The sequence below is a fragment of the Gimesia alba genome, assembly GCF_007744675.1.
GTDB lineage: Bacteria > Planctomycetota > Planctomycetia > Planctomycetales > Planctomycetaceae > Gimesia > Gimesia alba.
The window spans coordinates 4863402-4879483 of the sequence record NZ_CP036269.1; the positions used below are offsets into that span (position 1 = coordinate 4863402).

Below are 16082 nucleotides of genomic sequence, written 5' to 3' on the forward strand. Positions count from 1 at the left end.
GTATTTTATGGTGCTCAGAGAGCATAACCTCATATGAAAGTCATATGAGGTTTTTTCTCGAGATGCGGTTTCAGATACTTTTCCGCTCTCTCCTGTGATTCAACTACAATTCATGGAATTCACTACTGATGATATTGTCTCCCACTCTTCCCTCCTTACATCGCCCCGACTGCTGTCAGCGTGTTGTGATGTTCTCACTCGTTCTTTTACTGCTTTCGGGTCCGACTCTTCCAGACATTTTCGCTCAAACACCGCCTGTGTCGGACCCGTTTGACCAGGAAATCCCGCTGGAGTTCTCTGAAGTGACGAAGGCATTAAGCCAGAACAATTATGATCAGGCACTCAAACTGCTCTCTGCTTTACGTAAAGATGCCTTGAAGACACGAAACAAGACACTCCAGACAGAGATCTTTGCAAAGATCAAAGAAGTGAATCGGCTCAAACGCGAATTTGATAAACTTCAATCCGATTATGAAGCCATGAAAAAATCGAATGATCCAGAAGCCTGCCGGATCATTGGTAATTTCTACTGCATTGAAAAAGGAGACTGGAGAGCAGGATTGCATCTGCTCACCAGATCCAATTCCGCCGACCTGAGAAAAACCGCAGCTGCTGACCTGAAGCGACCGGTGACTCCAGAAGAACAGGCAAAACTGGCAGATGCCTGGTGGAAAGTTGCATCAGAAGAAAAAGGAAAATCACGAAAAGCATATTTCTTAAGAGGACGTTACTGGTATATGCTGGCCCGTCCCCGATTATCAGCTGTAGATCGCCTGGATCGAGATAAACAACTCTCCTTCATTCCATTAGAAGCCGACAAAATTGTGATCTGGAATCAACACAATGGAGTCAATGGTGATCGGGGAACTCTCGCGTGCGTGGTAACATTGTTGTATCAAGGTAAGCCCGTTTGGCGTCAGTCAGTACGTCTACCCTGGCTGCTTGATGCCCCCGCAAGCGCGACAGTGAAGCCTCCCCATGTCCGCTTCGATCAGGTACGCGTTGATGTCACAAATTTTCGAGGTAGAGGTGGCGGTCTGGGAGAAGTGGAAGTCTTTGACGGAACGATCAATCTTTCACAGAACTGCTCGGCTGTCGCGAAGGAATATTTTGAAGAGAATCGGCAATTCCATCCCCGCCACGTGACAGATGGAGACAAATCGGGTGCAACGGGGTACTGGCTGTTAAATAATGGTCAACAAGGCTGGGTACTGATCGACATGATCAATTACCTGCAGCAGCAATGAAAAAACCGGGCTGTATTTTAAAACCGAACCGCTTGCTGGCTAAGGGAGATTATGACCTGCGGAGATTCCCCAGCCGGAATGACTTATTAGCCGAAGGGCGTTAGCCCCGGTTCCTTCCATTTGCAAAGAGGCATTCGAATTTAGAAACACTACTCTGCTCACTGGAACATTCAAATGGACCATTTTTCGGATCCACACACAGCTGGAATCACCGAGATCAGGTTGACGATTTGACTTTTGTACACACCACCCCGTACAGTGTACGTAGATCATTTACAATGATATTCGTAATCCTAATTTGCCGAGGCGCTCATTCTCTCTCGATGACTCGATGATCTGCCAACTGATCTCTGGAAACCACTACTGATGAAATTATCTCTCTGTCTTCCTGTTTTGTTTCGTCCCGGAATCTTTCAACGTGCTGGGATACGGATTGTAGTCTCGTTTTTGCTTTCAACGATTGGTCTCTCTGTTGGCATCGCTCAGACATCATCGCAACCAGACCCTTTCAATCAGGTATCGGGCCCTGAGTTTTCTGCGGTCGTAAAAGCGGTCAGTCAGAACGATTATGATCTGGCGTTGAAGCTTTCGTCAGATTTACGCAGAGATGCAATCAAGACACGTAATCGGGAACTCCAGTCAGAAGTCATTGCCACTATCAAAGAAGTCAATCGGCTGAAGCGGGAATTCCATAAATTAGGTTCCGTTTACGAGTTAATGCAGAAGTCAAAAGATCCGGAAGCCTGCAGGACTATTGGTAATTTTTATTGCCTGGACAAGGGAGACTGGCAGGCGGGCTTGAAATTACTTACCAAATCTGATTCGCCTGATTTACAGGCAACTGCTGCTGCCGACCTGAAACGACCAGTGACTCCGGAAGAACAGGCCAAACTGGCGGATGCCTGGTGGAAAGTTGCGGAAAAAGAAAAAGGAGTTACTCGCAAAGCCTACTTACTGCGCGGCCGTTACTGGTACCTGCTGGCCCGCCCCCGATTACCCGCGATTGAGTGTGTAGATCGCAACAAAAAGTTACTGCAGATACCACTGTCGTCTGATAAAATTGTGATTTGGAATCAACATAACGGAGAGTATGCCAATCATGGTACGGACGAATGTATTGTGACACTTCTATATCAAGGCAAATCAGTCTGGCGACAGGTGGTACGAGTCCCCTGGAAACCGGATGCACCAGCCTATCGTGTGATCCGACCTCCCAATGTCCGGTTTGACCAGATCAAAGTTGATATTACAAAGTATCTCAAGAAAGGAGGCGGACTGGGAGAGATCGAAGTCTTCGATGGTACCATCAATTTAGTCCAGAACAGCTCAGCCTTCGCCAAAGAATATCATGGTAATGAGCGAACGTTTCATCCGTCCAACGTGATCGATGGGGATAAGTCAGGCGCAACAGGCTTTTGGTTGCTGAACCGGCAACATACAGGCTGGGTTGCCATTGATCTGGTTAATCAACTGGAACAACCTTAGATGTAAAATTACATGCTTTTCCTCTGCAGATGAATTAATGGAAAACAGAACTAATGGAGAAATGAAAAGACAAATCTGAAAGATGACTGAATCTCAACCTCTGTCGGAAATCATCGTTTCAAAATAACCGGAGCATTTCCAAACCATAAATGAGAATATCATGACTTCACCTTGGCTGAAAATACTGTCTGCGTTGGCTTGTTTCCTCAATTTGTCTGCTCCGGTTCATGCAGATGACGTGTTTGAAAAACCGGTCCGCTTGCAGGCTGACGGTAAATTCATCGATACCGGAGCCGCCGTAGGGCACAGCAGTCCCTGCATTGAGGATCTGGACGGGGATCGACTCGATGATCTCATTCTGGGAGATTTCAGTGGGAAATTTCATTTCTATAAAAACGTGGGGCGCAACGACGCCCCCATCTATACCAGCGTCGGAAAAATTCAAGCCGCTGGCAAAGACGCAAAAGTCAATATTTATTGTTGCGTTGGGGGGCAGCCCCGGTTTGTTGATCTGGACGGAGACGGTATCAGAGATTTTATCAGCAGTTCTTACGATCCCGGCTACTGTTACTATTTCCGAGGTTTGCCAGATCACAAATTTGCCGCCCCGATCGAGCTGGTTGACAAAGCTGGAATTCCGGTTCGTTTTGCAGTCGACCAAAAAAGAAAGAGTCAGTCATTTGGCAGTTTTTACACTCCGGTCGACTGGGATGCCGACGGTGATTTAGACCTGTTGATCGGCTGTTTTGACGGACATCTAAAACTGCGACTGAACGAAGGGAATGCTAAAAAGTACGTCTTTGCGGACGAAAACCAAACGGTTCACGCGGGCAATAAGCCACTCAAAGTTGAAGCGCACTGCTGTCCCGTCGTCGCCGACTGGAACCAGGACGGCCTGTGGGACATTCTCTCAGGCAGTGATGATGGCAGCGTGGTCTGGTTTCGTAACGTGGGATCAAAAACTGCCCCCCAGTTCGCAGAAGGCCAAATACTCGTCCCCAAGCATGCCGGTTTTGGTTATGGTCTGATACGTTGGAGTGAACAGGACATTGCTCCGGGAGTCCGTTCTCAAATTGAAGTCGTCGACTATAACAAAGATGGTAAGCTGGATCTGATTCTGGGGGACTACTGTACGGCGTTTGATTTTCGCAAGGACCTGACTGCCAAAGAGAAACAACAGGTCAAAACGTTGCAGACAGAACTGAAACAAGCTGTTGAGCCATACAGACTTAAACTGAAAACTCTCCAGGATAATATCAGAAAACGGTATCCCGGCGATGGAATCTATACAGATCAAGCAAACGAAGAATGGTCAACAGCCTACAAAGCATTGAAGGACAGCCCGGAAGCAAAAAAAATGGAAGCATTCGAAGCAGAATATGTCAATCAGATGCGGCCCCTGCTTGCCAGTACGGCTCACAAAGGAAATCACAGCTATGATCTGGCACATTCCCACGGCTACGTCTGGCTGTTTCTAAGAAAGTAATCTGCGTCTTGAACATGCATGCTTCCACTTCTAAGAAACATCGGACAACGTTGTCGCTTCTGTTGATCCTCTATCTCGGCCTTTCCCTGCTTGGTTGTGAAAAGCCCGTTGAACAGCAACACGATGTGGGTAGTAGTCCTTCCGTAGATCTCGCTCAAACGAAAATCACTGAAGTCGAACGCAGACCAACTGAGTTGACGCATCGCGTCGAGGGAAAGCCGGTCTCTGTGACGCTCCGCGTTCCCAAGAGTCACGTTAAACCAGGTGAGACAATCGAACTCTCGGTCCTGTTTGAGATCGCGCCACTGTGGGAAATTCGCACGATGGATGCGCAACCTGCCGACTTGGCAACTCGGTTGGAGCTGGACCTGCCTGCGGGACTTCAGTCTACAGGAAAATGGCTAACTCCCGAGCCAGAGCGATCGATGTCACTCGACCGGCACCCCGCTTATATGGGAAAGATTGAAGTTCGTCAAAAGATTTTAGTAGAACAATCTGCCCAACCGGGAGAAAAACGAATTAGCTGTAGCGTCAGCTATCAGGCCTGTGATGAGCAGCGCTGCCTGAAACCAGCTGCAGTCAAGCTACAGGTTTCACTGGTAGTAGAAGCAAACAAATAATGGAACCGCATTTTTGAATTTGATCAGTTCGAACTTAACCCTGGTCCCAGCGTTCGATCACGAAACAATCATTAATCTGTTCAATCTGGGACTGGATTGTGGCGATGCGTTCGTGGGACAGGCCCAGTGTCAGCATATTAAAAGCCGCTTCCGGGCTGGGGTTGTGAAAATATTCCTCAGCAGTGCGACGGGGGATCATCGTATCCAGCGGAAAATTGCTGGATCGGACGAAGGAGAGGATACAGCACAGAATCTGATCGTTGTTTAATTCAATCTGCGAATGCGATGGACGTACTTCGAACCGAAATTCCAGCAGACTGTTCCAGACAATATGCAATACCTGTGTGTCCTCACGGAACAAGTCGATTAAAAATGCAGGCAGGAATTTCAGGAACCCCTCATATGACATGAACAATGGTGCGTCCTGATGATGTGTGATCAACGTGTGATCCAGCTGATCCCAGGTTTTACCAGCAAAGTCGCACAGGATTTCGTCGAAGACTGGACCTTCAGACCGTACCAACTGCGGTCCGTCAATTTCGGCCAGATATTGATTCGGCGGGAAGCATTCGTGAATCAGGTCGATCACGGTCTGCCGGTAATTGCGTTGCCAGTTTCTTTTGCTGATCAACTTCACATTATCGATCCTTTATATGACCAGCCATTTTTATGAACTCTTGTCTCATTCAGTTATCTCGCGCTTACGAAAAACTTTCAATCCCAGTTTTTCTCAAAAATTGTAGTAGCAATCGTGAATTGTGTTTCGTTTAATAGAATAGAGGTAGCACTGTTCCGGCACCATTGTATTTCATAAACCTTTATTCTGCCGGGGATAACTACTTTTCCCGAATCAGTTTTGATTCCCATCTCATTTATTTTCATCATCATCGAAACAAAGTGTCTCTGACTGTGAATTTGATTCGCAGACAGTCTATTACCCGATCGGGCCGACGGGATTTTTGAGATTTCACAATTGTAGTCCGATAGGGGGATCCTACGTATGCGAAAATTTGGTTTTCTACTCACTTTGTTTGCACTGATGATTTTTGCCGGCGATGCCTATGCCCAGCGTGGTGGAGGCGGTGGTCGCGGTGGCGGAGGACCACGTGGCGGTGGCGGCGGTCAACAGGGAGGAGGCCCACGTGGTGGTGGCGGTCAACAGATGGGACAAGGCGGCGGGCAGTGTCAGCAGGGAGGTGGCGGCAATCAAATGCGTGGAGGAATGGGAACCCAGGCCACAACCACAGATGCCACTGAAATGGTCACCCAGATGTTAGCACAAATGGATCGCAACCGGGATGGTATCATTGCACAGAACGAGGTGCCTGCACAATTACAAAGACGAATGGTCGAAGCCGATGCAAATGGTGACGGCATGTTAAATCGCCTGGAGCAGATGGTGGTGATTGATCGTGCTATGATTTTGACCGGAAATCCCAGAGCAAACGGGATTGGTTTGAATGCAGATATCTTTAAGCGATTGGATCGAAACCAGGACAATACCATCAGCCGAAACGAAGTTCCGAGACAACTGCAACGACTGTTTCGAACTCTCGACTCCAACACGGATGGCACAATCGACGCCGAAGAACAGGCGGCGATTCTTGAACGCATCAAAACCAAATTAAACCCGGAGAAACCACGTATTCAGAAACCCGCGCTTTAAGAATATTCTGGCTTGAGAGGCTTTCGGTGCCAGGAATCGATTAACGACTTTGGTGGTGTACTCCTTGGGGCGATTGTAGTTTCGAGTTCCGAGTTCGTGTTATACAGTCGCTTTACCGGTCAACAAAAGATTCCTGGCACTTTTTACGTGCCGGTTCTCATCTGCTGAATAATCAATTCCGTTTTTGAAAAGGAGGGGAATCCGATGGTCCCCAGAACAGATAAAACGGAAGAATTGGTTTCAGATGTCTAGTGTGCATTAATAACAGAAGACGGTCGCCTCTCACTTTGTCCAGACATGGTTCTGTTCTACAACGATTACGGATTGCATCAATCAACAGTGAAAAAAGAACTATAGCAGCAATATCTATCTGCGATGCGGAATTCCCCTCATTGTCCTCTGACTTCGCGAGTGTCAGTTGGAACTACCAAGGCATATATTAAGTTTAGGATAGCGAAAACATCGACTTCGATCCCGCAATCCCTATCAGCAGGCAGTTCCTTTTCATGCAATCGCTCTCTACAAATATCAATGAACTGAAAAGACCGACGACAAGATCAGAAGAACTTGCGGCGGAGCGAATTCTTACGCTTCTGGAAAAAACAGAAAAACGTAATTCGATCCAGTTTTCGAAACAGCGCGACTATGAACGACAGACAGTGCGAGGTACGTTGATTCTCTCGTTACAATCATCGGTAAACCATGTTTGCGAAATTCGCGAAGAAGCGACTTTGCCTGCAAGATGCTGGTCAATCAGTCAGTCCGGCGCGTCCTTTCTCTTCACGAGAAACCTGACTCAAACAGAGATCATTGTCGGCTTGTCGGTTCTGGAAGATGAAATGACCTGGTTTCAGTCAGAAATTGTCCGCAAACGCAAAATTCCTGATGTCGATTTTTGGGAGTATGGAGTGAAGTTCCTGCGAAAGATAACTCCCTAGCTTCCAAGTTTTCTGGTTCCTGATTTTCTCTGCATCACATCCACGATCTATTCTGGAATGTTGTCCACATCTCTTCTAAGATAGTGATACTACAGTTGTTCTCTAATATTGAGAACCCGAGAAATATCACTGATGAAGGTCACTTCCATGAAATTGATGCTGCGCTCGTATCTGGTGGTCTGCTGTCTGATTGGTTTGCTGGTTCCATCCGTCAATGCACAACCGCCGACAAGTCCCCTGGAACAACAACTCAAACAGGCCCCGCTGGAACAATTGGCAAAAGAAGCCCACCGTCGGGGGAATCCAAAACGAGGTGCTCTGATTTTTTACAAATCGGTGGCGGCGTGTATCAAGTGTCATGACAGTGGGAAAGAGGCGACCCCGCTGGGTCCCGATCTGACGAAAACCCAGAATTCGATCTCGGATGAATATCTGATCGAATCGATTCTCTTTCCATCGAAGAAAATCAAACAGGGATTTGAAACCGTCACGATCCTGAACAGCGATGGAAAACTCGTTTCCGGTCTGGTCGCAAAAGATCGGAAGGATTCTCTCGTGTTGCGTGATGCAGCGAATCTCGAGCAGGAAATCATCGTCCCTAAATCAGAAATCGATGAAAAAACCATCGGCAAGCAATCCATGATGCCCGCAGGTCTGGTCACGACGCTGAAAAACCAGGCCGAGTTCTATGATTTAGTCAGCTATGTCTTCAACGTGGCTCGCGGCGGTCAACAGCGTGCGGCAGAATTAAAACCCTCGAAGGAAGAACTCCTCGTTAAAGACGACACACAAAACCTGGATCATGCAGGCATCCTGCGGCGAATGAACCAGCGTGATTTCGAGGAAGGCAAACGGATCTTTCACGGTCTATGCAAGAATTGTCACGGCGTGGATGGCAATAAACCGTCGCTGCCCACGGCTCGGGCCTTCGGTTCACAGCCTTTGAAATTCGGCGCCGATCCGTACCGGATGTTTCTGACGCTTTCCAAAGGCAACGGTTTGATGGGGCCGATGCAGCACCTGAGCCCGAAAGAACGCTACCAGGTCGTACATTACATTCGAGAAGCTTTTATGAAACCGACCAACCCGGCCTACACCGCAGTGACCGAGGAATACCGGAACAGTCTTCCCAAGGGAACAGAGTCTGGCGAATTTGATCTCAACGTCGAACGCGACTTTGGCCCGGCACTGGCGTCGCAACTGGGACGGATCACCACCAGTGCCCTGACAGTCAAGCTGGATGATGCCACCACAATTTCCTATGACCTGCATACTCTGAATCAAGCGGGACTCTGGCAAGGCGGTTTTCTCGACTTAAGCCAGACACAACATATTCGAGGTCGCGGTGAAGGAGTGCCTCTTCCACAGGGAACACCGTTGAAGAATCTGGCGGGCTGGCAGTGGGGCCACGCAGGCACACTCGATTATCCGCGAGAAAACCTGCATCCGCGGGGGCCGCTGCCGAAAAAATGGCTCGATTATCACGGGCACTATCTACACGGCAAGCAGTTGGTACTCTCGTATCAGATCGATGGTCGAGACATTCTGGAATTACCACAGGCGATACCGGGAAAAACGGCCATTCGCCACACACTACGTATCGCCCCCGGAAACGCACTGGTTCTGGCAACGGCAACTCCCGAGAAGAGTGGAGCAAACATCTCCGGCGTATTAACAGGAAACGAGACGCAGCCCAAACAGAAACATGGTGCAGCCAGGAACGCAATTGCCATCAGCGGACGATCACAGGGATCTCAACTCGGCCCCTTTACTACATCCGCTGTCACAGGTGATGTCAACGGGATGAGTTGGAACGTGGACTCGCAACAACGGCTGGTCTTGAGCATCCCAGAAGATGCCAAGCCTCGACTCGTTGAGATTATTTGTTTTGCGGGAAGCGGGACAAGCGATTTGCAAGCTCTGCGAGGGCTGTTAAAAGAAGACCATTCCGTAGCACCCGTCGATCCCCATAGCTTGACTGATGGTGGCCCCGCTAACTGGCCCGCTGTTTTAAAAACCGTCGGTTATCCGGGCCTGGAACAGGGCGCCTATGTCCTGGACACGATCAGCATCCCGGAATCGACCCCCTGGAATACCTGGTTTCGCACGTCCGCACTCGATTTCTTTCCCGATGGTCGCATGGTGGTCTCAACGCATGGCGGCGATATCTGGATTGTCTCTGGAATCGACAACGATCTAATGAATCTGAAATGGAAACGCTTCGCCGGCGGCCTGTATGAGCCGTTTGGGGTGAAGGTGGTGGACAACACAATCTATGTCACCTGCAAAGATCGATTGACGCGGCTACATGATCTGAATCAGGACGGCGAAGCCGACTTCTACGAAAGCTTTTCGGCAGACACCGATGTCTCCCGCTTCTTCCATTCGTTTAACTTTGATCTGCACACCGATTCGGAAGGCAATTTTTATTATGCGAAGTGTGGCCAGTATACGAGCTATGCGTTACCGGGCGCGGTGATCAAAGTTTCTCCTGATGGAAAACAACGCGATGTCTACTGCACCGGATTCCGTACACCGAACGGCATGGGCATGCTGCCCGACAACCGGATGACCGTTAGCGACAATCAGGGCAACTGGATTCCGGCTTCCAAAATCAGCCTGGTGAAGCCGGGCGGATTTTATGGTTATGTGCAGACACATTCTGGCGGAAACAACTGGGCCCCCGATGGGGGACAGATCGATCCTCGCAAAGTCGTCCCACCGAAATCGTTTGATCAGCCGCTGATCTGGATGCCGCAAGACTTCGACAATTCTTCGGGCGGACAATTGTGGATCGATGATCCACGCTGGGGTCCCCTTTCGGGGCGGCTGCTGCACACCAGCTTCGGTAAAGGCTGGCTGTATTATCTGATGCTGCAGGAATGGGATGATGTCAGCCAGGCCGCCATTATCAAGCTCCCCTTTGATTTCAGCACCGGCATTCACCGCGCGCGGGTCAATCCGGCCGATGGTCAGGTCTATGCGGTCGGGTTGGACGGCTGGAATGGTGGCGGCCGACCGGGACTTGTCGACCAAGGTATTCAACGACTACGCTATACCGGCAAACCGATTTCACTGGTGACCGATTGTCAGGTCGAACCGGATGGTTTACGCATCGATTTCAATTTTCCCCTCGATCCGAAAGCCGCTGTCGACTTGCATTCGTATCTCGCCGAACAGTGGAACTACCATTGGCGCCCCGCCTACGGCTCGGACATGTATTCTCCCACCACCGATCAACCGGGGAAAGAGAAGATGAACGTCACCCAAGCAACGCTTTCCGCAGACGGCAAGAGCGTGAAGCTGAGCGTACCTGACCTCAAACCAGTCAATCAGGTACACCTGAAACTGAATCTGAAAGACCGACAGGGACTACCGTTTCAAGAAGAAATCTACTGGACCATCAACGGGGTACCGAAACGTGAGTAATTTCGCCTCTTAGAAAGAATACGTAGGCTCCCAACATTATTTTTCTGAAAATACTATTTCTAGAAGAATATAGTTAGATAAAAAGATACGCCATTGATCATCCTCAATTTGTCGATCTAAGGAGCTTATCACCAGAACCTGATACCGCGGTAAGACCCGCGTTCGTTCTGCTTTCGAAAGATTAAATGATGTCAAAATGGATCCCGCTTACGCTAGCCTGTCTGTTCCATCTAGTTGCCGTTACAGTCAATGCTGCCACAGGGCCTGACTGGATTCGAGATTTTGAAAAAGGAAAGCAAATCGCAAAATCCGAGAAAAAAGACCTGTTCCTTCTCTTCACAGGACATGGCTGGTGCTACCACTGCGAGTTGCTTGATCAGGCGATCTTTCAAAAGCAGGAATTCGTGGACACGATGTCGAAGCAATACGTGTTTGTGGAACTGGACTTCAATTTCGGTAATACTCCCGAGGAAAAGAAACGGGAAACCAGATTCAGACAACTGCAAAGCCACTACCTGGCACCAGGCGCGCCGACTGTCGTACTTACCGACAGTGATGGAAAACCGTATGCATTTCTCACTGGCTACGATAATAAAACAAGCCTGCAGGACTACTTGAATCTGGTCACGACTGCTCAAAAAGCAAAAACGAAGCGCGATGCACTGTTCACTGCTGCGGCTGCAGAATCGGGAACATCACGTGCCAACCTGCTTAGTCATGCGCTGGATTCGATCAGGCCGCAACTGGGGGACATCGATGAGCGTGGTGACGAACCGCTGCTGCATTTCTACAAGGATACTGTAGAGGAAATACTCGATTTAACTGACAATACAGGCAGTATTGCAAACAAATACATCTCTCTGCGCAATAGCCGTACCGCATGGATTGCGGACAACGCTGTGTTTGACAAACTGAAATATTTTGATTCCCAAAAAGACTATGCTGGTGCCATTAAATTTGTTGACGAATCGCTTAAAACGATCAAAAATGAAAAGGTACGCTGGCAGTTAGAAATGACACGCCAAGCGTATCTGGAGTGGGGTGATCAATTTGAACAGGCGTTGGCGAACTGCCAGCGGCTACTCGCACTGGACGAGATTCCAGAGGACTCGCGCGAAGCATTTCTGAACCGGGAAGCGTTCAATCTATTTCGCCTCAACCGAATTGACGAAGGAATCGCCCACATTAATCAACGCCTGCGTGATGCAGGCAGTGATAAAGCAAAACGCTTGAAACTATTCAACTGGCAAATACAATTAATGCACAACCGCGCCCCGGTGGAGAAATCCATCGAAGCCTGTCAGAGGTATCGCAACGAGACAAAACGCGGTACCGATGACTGGCTCCAAGCTACCTATTTCCTCGCACTGGAATTACGTCGAGCAGAACGCCATCTTCAAGCGTTAAAAGTGATCAAGGAATTTTTAGCAGAAGACAGAACGTCCTATCAATTGCTCGATGCTGCTGAAAGTTTGATCGCATTGAAACGCGATCAGGAAGCAGCTGATGTACTTGAAGAAGCACGATCCCTGATTCAACCCCTCAAAACATCACCCCGAAAATCGGAAGTGGATGAGTATCAGCGTCTCTCAAAAACTATTGACAAGCTGACGCGCAGCATGTCCAATCGCAGCGTGCCTCAATAGCAGGTAAATTCTTTTTTGCCCCAACTACTAAACATCTACAGCCTGTGCATTAAAACCAGCTTCTAGTTTTCTCTGATGTTTGAATGCAATCATTTATGCGATATTTGATCTTTCATTGATCTTATACTCTATTATTCGCGTTGATGATCATAGAAAAGCAGAACAAGCTTCATGCCCGCTGCTCTGTTTGGATTAAATTTGCTCTCGCTAGAGGGAATAAGGGACGGTGAACGACAACAATCGAAAAACGTCAGAACTAGGTCAAACCGAAGATGTGTCTCGAACATTTCGTCCGAGGAAACACTATCGCAACCAGGGAATTGGATTCCTGCTTTTTTTTGTCACAGTGGGAATCGCTTCGGTATATGCAATGTGGGTTGATACACCACCTGATCGGCGCATGTACTTAATGGTTTTTGTCGGTCTGTTCTGGTCCTTTTGGGCGGGAGGCTCGCTCTGGATGCTGCTGGCATACAAATATGAATCTCTCACCATCCGTGAGGAAACGGTCATTCAACAAGGCGTATTGTTCAGCAAAGAGCTGGACCTGTCTCGTATCAAACAGGTACGCTGGAAACTGATTCAGGGCGGCGGCATCACACTCTTGAGTCTGACCGACAAAATGAAAATCTATCTGGACAACTTTGAACGCGAGGAGCGCCTCTGGCTGATTCACTATTTCCAACACCGCCTGTCAGAATCAGTCCAAGAAGGCTGGGAACTGTTCTGTCATCGAATTGCCGTGCCACTCCAGGAATACAATCCAGATGTAGTCCAGACTCCCGCTCCGGATGAAGTTTTACTGACGCGAAAGCGGTGGGACTGGTATCTCATTCCCACAATTCTGATCTTCACAGTGGGAGCAACCTTGGCAACCTGGAAATTTCAACTCCCGAACCTGTTAGTTGGTCCCGTTATACCGCTGGTACTCTGGCTCATGCTGCGGTATTCCACTCCCAAACGGGGAATGGTCTCAAAACGAATCAGCTCCCAAACGTATCTCAAGTCGATGCTGATCTTTGAAGCATGGTGGCTCAGTGTGGGACTGATCGGGTATGGTCTCTTCCAGTTGATTGTTCTGCCTGCTCCCTGGAATCTGGTCGCCGGCTACTCATTAGCGGGTGCCTGGTTTTTGGGACTCCTTTGGAAAGCGCATCGGGTGGATTGTTTAAAAAACAAACAAGATCAGACTGATGTAAAACTTTCACTACAGAAATGGGAAGTAGATTCCGGCGGCTCTGATTGATGATTTTCCCCAGACTGTTGTCGACAGATCTTTTACTGATTACAATCCGGATATTGCCTGCCTGAGCACGGGCCTGTTTTTGTCCCATCACAATTTGCGTGAAGAATTTTTACGATGCGGCTCATGACTAACCACTGCAACAGACTATTCGCCCTATTGCTGATGCTCACCGTCAGCCACTTGCCACTACATTGGGAGCACACGCATCAGGGATTGAGCGGGCAACAGTTAGTCAGACATCTGCAACTGTACCACCCAGCGACTCCCGCATCCCAGATTCCACAAGGTTGGCACTGCCATTCAGATTGGCCGTTCGCTTTGACCGAAGATGGTACTACTGCCATTCCAATCCAGGCAGACAGCCGAATATTGTCTGACATCGGTTCTTTGGATCTGTCATCTGGTCGCAATTGTGTATCGAGTCCTGGCAAACAATGGGATCGAACCGTTTCACTCTTAGAGACGAAGTGCCGTCAGCAAACCTATCTTTTTCTGAATGTGATACTGATTTAAACTGATCACCACCGCTACAGTTCACTGATTTTCTCGTGAGTGAATAGATCATCTGAATTTGATTCCACCTGGAATGGATGCTGTCGCTCCCATCACACCTGATTTTTAACACTGATTTCTTAGGAAAAACTAAAATGAATCTGAATGTGCGCTATCTGCTGACCGCAGGACTGATTCTGGGAACAGGCGTTTTTGTGACCTGGTCTCAGACTTCATCAACCCAAGCCGCTGCGGCGGAAAAAACACAGACAGGAGTTCCAGTTGAACCAGACATGCACGAATTTATGGAATATGTGTTCCAGCCGACTTACAGACGGCTGAAGAAATCCCTCGCGACCGAGCCGGATAATAATCAGATTTGGAAAGCCATCAAATCCGACTCACTGATTCTGGCAGAAGGCGGAAATCTTCTTTTGCTGCACAAACCTGAAAACGACCGCACGGACTGGGATCAGCATAGCATTCAGGTGCGCCAGTTCGGTGGTCAGCTCTACAAGGCAGCGAAGGTAAAAGACTACCAGGCCAGCAAAGCAAAATTTGCATTAATGCTGAAAAACTGCAATGCCTGCCACAAACAATTCGATAACGGCAAGCACCAGTTGAAACCATAACACTAAAAACGAGAAACAAAATCGCCTGAATAATCCACTCGGATTTTCAGGCGTTTTTTTGTCCAATGAAAGAGATCAATTCCCACAGGTAATTTTACTTCGCCAGATCAACACAGATCAGCTCGCTTTCACCACGCAGATAAAGACGGCTGCCTACCAGGGCACAGTGCGAAAAAATATTCTCAGTACCCGGATTGGGAAAGAGAGCCAGCCGGGAGATGACTTTGAACTGCTTTGCTTTGCCGTCAACCAGCACTAACGTCCCTCCCTTGCCGATCACGAGGATTCGTTTCGAATCGGTGATCAGAGCGGCATAATCTCCAAATGCTTGGTCATCTCCGTACCAGGCGGTTTTCAGTCCGTTTTTCAAGTTGAGACAGTACATCTCATTCCAGACACAATAGATCTGATCGCCGATTCGAATCGGAGTACTCATATCAGGATTCAGATCTTCGTTCACCGTAATTGGCTTCGGTTTGATGATTCCGTTTTGCTCAAAATCATACAGACGAGTCCCGTTATTTTCGGTCGTGACCAGCAGCTTGCCGTTTAGAGCCAATGGCGTGGGAACATTAAAGTCTCCCGTAAATTCCGGGACCACGGTCCAGAGTCTCGCTCCGGTTTTGACGTCCCAGCCTCCCAGCGAAACCGCGTCATGGCCGACAATTTGAAGTCGCCCGCCAAATTTTCCCACGATGAGTGAACCATAGGCGGCTGCGTTACCAGGCGTCTGCCATAAGGTTTTCCCAGTCTGCGGATCGAGGGCCACTAGTGAGGCTTCCTTTGCACCCGGATTTACAATCAGTCGGTTCTCTATAATCAGGGGTGACGAACAACTACCCCAGGTCGGCTTTTCGAACTGTCCATACTCCCGGTACAGGTTCTTTTTCCAGACGACTTTCCCGGTCGCCAACTCCACGCAATGCAAGTCGCCAAACGCGCCGAACAGAAAAACCAGCTTGCCGTAAATCAGCGGTGTCGCACGAGGGGAATTCCCATAATCGAGTTCCCCCGGCGCCAGATATTCCAGCTCCCACAACACTTTTCCCTCACGAGCGGACAGACAGCGGAAAAGATCGGTCTGGTTATCCAAACCGCGATCTCCAAAGACAACCTTGTCCTCGGTCGCAGCAATCCCCCCCAGTCCGGGGAACGCCAGCGTATAATCCCAGATCCTATTGGCGGTCGCAGGCAG

13 protein-coding genes are annotated in these 16082 nt (G+C 48.8%); 11 read left to right on the plus strand and 2 right to left on the minus strand.

What is annotated here, in order from left to right; genetic code table 11:
* Positions 1–128: 128 nt before the first annotated feature.
* From Pan241w_RS18130 to Pan241w_RS18145, 4 genes are all read left to right on the plus strand, one after another.
* Positions 129–1247, plus strand: a complete 1119-nt coding sequence (locus Pan241w_RS18130; RefSeq protein WP_145218576.1) for a hypothetical protein — start codon at positions 129–131, stop codon at positions 1245–1247.
* Between the two features lie 366 nt (positions 1248–1613).
* Entirely contained in the window at positions 1614–2732 is a 1119-nt protein-coding gene (locus Pan241w_RS18135) for a hypothetical protein (protein ID WP_145218578.1), read from the plus strand.
* A gap of 160 nt (positions 2733–2892) precedes the next feature.
* Complete coding sequence (locus Pan241w_RS18140; protein WP_145218580.1) at positions 2893–4218, plus strand: FG-GAP repeat domain-containing protein; 1326 nt, start codon at positions 2893–2895, stop codon at positions 4216–4218.
* A 14-nt stretch (positions 4219–4232) separates the two neighbouring features.
* Complete coding sequence (locus Pan241w_RS18145) at positions 4233–4838, plus strand: hypothetical protein (protein ID WP_145218582.1); 606 nt, start codon at positions 4233–4235, stop codon at positions 4836–4838.
* A gap of 34 nt (positions 4839–4872) precedes the next feature.
* Here Pan241w_RS18145 and Pan241w_RS18150 read toward each other — a convergent pair whose 3' ends face one another.
* Positions 4873–5475 (minus strand): hypothetical protein, encoded by a 603-nt coding sequence (locus Pan241w_RS18150; RefSeq protein WP_145218584.1) that lies wholly within the window; start codon positions 5473–5475, stop codon positions 4873–4875.
* Positions 5476–5838: 363 nt separating this feature from the next.
* Here Pan241w_RS18150 and Pan241w_RS18155 point away from each other — a divergent pair, with 363 nt between their 5' ends.
* From Pan241w_RS18155 to Pan241w_RS18185, 7 genes are all read left to right on the plus strand, one after another.
* Complete coding sequence (locus Pan241w_RS18155) at positions 5839–6504, plus strand: EF-hand domain-containing protein (protein WP_145218586.1); 666 nt, start codon at positions 5839–5841, stop codon at positions 6502–6504.
* Between the two features lie 506 nt (positions 6505–7010).
* The gene (locus Pan241w_RS18160) at positions 7011–7442 is read left to right on the plus strand and encodes a hypothetical protein (RefSeq protein ID WP_145218587.1); all 432 of its coding nucleotides are present in this window, start codon (positions 7011–7013) and stop codon (positions 7440–7442) included.
* Positions 7443–7589: 147 nt separating this feature from the next.
* Positions 7590–10871, plus strand: a complete 3282-nt coding sequence (locus Pan241w_RS18165; protein ID WP_198000004.1) for a DUF6797 domain-containing protein — start codon at positions 7590–7592, stop codon at positions 10869–10871.
* Between the two features lie 185 nt (positions 10872–11056).
* Complete coding sequence (locus Pan241w_RS18170) at positions 11057–12517, plus strand: thioredoxin family protein (protein WP_145218589.1); 1461 nt, start codon at positions 11057–11059, stop codon at positions 12515–12517.
* A gap of 226 nt (positions 12518–12743) precedes the next feature.
* Entirely contained in the window at positions 12744–13763 is a 1020-nt protein-coding gene (locus Pan241w_RS18175) for a hypothetical protein (RefSeq protein ID WP_145218591.1), read from the plus strand.
* Between the two features lie 114 nt (positions 13764–13877).
* Positions 13878–14276, plus strand: coding sequence for a hypothetical protein (locus Pan241w_RS18180; protein WP_145218592.1), 399 nt, complete (start codon positions 13878–13880; stop codon positions 14274–14276).
* A 134-nt stretch (positions 14277–14410) separates the two neighbouring features.
* Complete coding sequence (locus Pan241w_RS18185; protein WP_145218595.1) at positions 14411–14887, plus strand: cytochrome c; 477 nt, start codon at positions 14411–14413, stop codon at positions 14885–14887.
* A gap of 94 nt (positions 14888–14981) precedes the next feature.
* On the opposite strand, the gene Pan241w_RS18190 is transcribed toward Pan241w_RS18185, so the two are convergent.
* Positions 14982–15980, minus strand: a complete 999-nt coding sequence (locus Pan241w_RS18190; protein WP_198000005.1) for a PQQ-binding-like beta-propeller repeat protein — start codon at positions 15978–15980, stop codon at positions 14982–14984.
* Positions 15981–16082 lie beyond the last annotated feature (102 nt).

Bases quoted from the DNA above. Each gene is read 5' to 3' on its own strand.
- Pan241w_RS18130 (WP_145218576.1), top strand. From the start codon at position 129: ATGATATTGTCTCCCACTCTTCCCTCCTTACATCGCCCCGACTGCTGT.
- Pan241w_RS18135 (WP_145218578.1), top strand. From the start codon at position 1,614: ATGAAATTATCTCTCTGTCTTCCTGTTTTGTTTCGTCCCGGAATCTTT.
- Pan241w_RS18140 (WP_145218580.1), top strand. From the start codon at position 2,893: ATGACTTCACCTTGGCTGAAAATACTGTCTGCGTTGGCTTGTTTCCTC.
- Pan241w_RS18145 (WP_145218582.1), top strand. From the start codon at position 4,233: ATGCATGCTTCCACTTCTAAGAAACATCGGACAACGTTGTCGCTTCTG.
- Pan241w_RS18155 (WP_145218586.1), top strand. From the start codon at position 5,839: ATGCGAAAATTTGGTTTTCTACTCACTTTGTTTGCACTGATGATTTTT.
- Pan241w_RS18160 (WP_145218587.1), top strand. From the start codon at position 7,011: ATGCAATCGCTCTCTACAAATATCAATGAACTGAAAAGACCGACGACA.
- Pan241w_RS18165 (WP_198000004.1), top strand. From the start codon at position 7,590: ATGAAATTGATGCTGCGCTCGTATCTGGTGGTCTGCTGTCTGATTGGT.
- Pan241w_RS18170 (WP_145218589.1), top strand. From the start codon at position 11,057: ATGATGTCAAAATGGATCCCGCTTACGCTAGCCTGTCTGTTCCATCTA.
- Pan241w_RS18180 (WP_145218592.1), top strand. From the start codon at position 13,878: ATGCGGCTCATGACTAACCACTGCAACAGACTATTCGCCCTATTGCTG.
- Pan241w_RS18185 (WP_145218595.1), top strand. From the start codon at position 14,411: ATGAATCTGAATGTGCGCTATCTGCTGACCGCAGGACTGATTCTGGGA.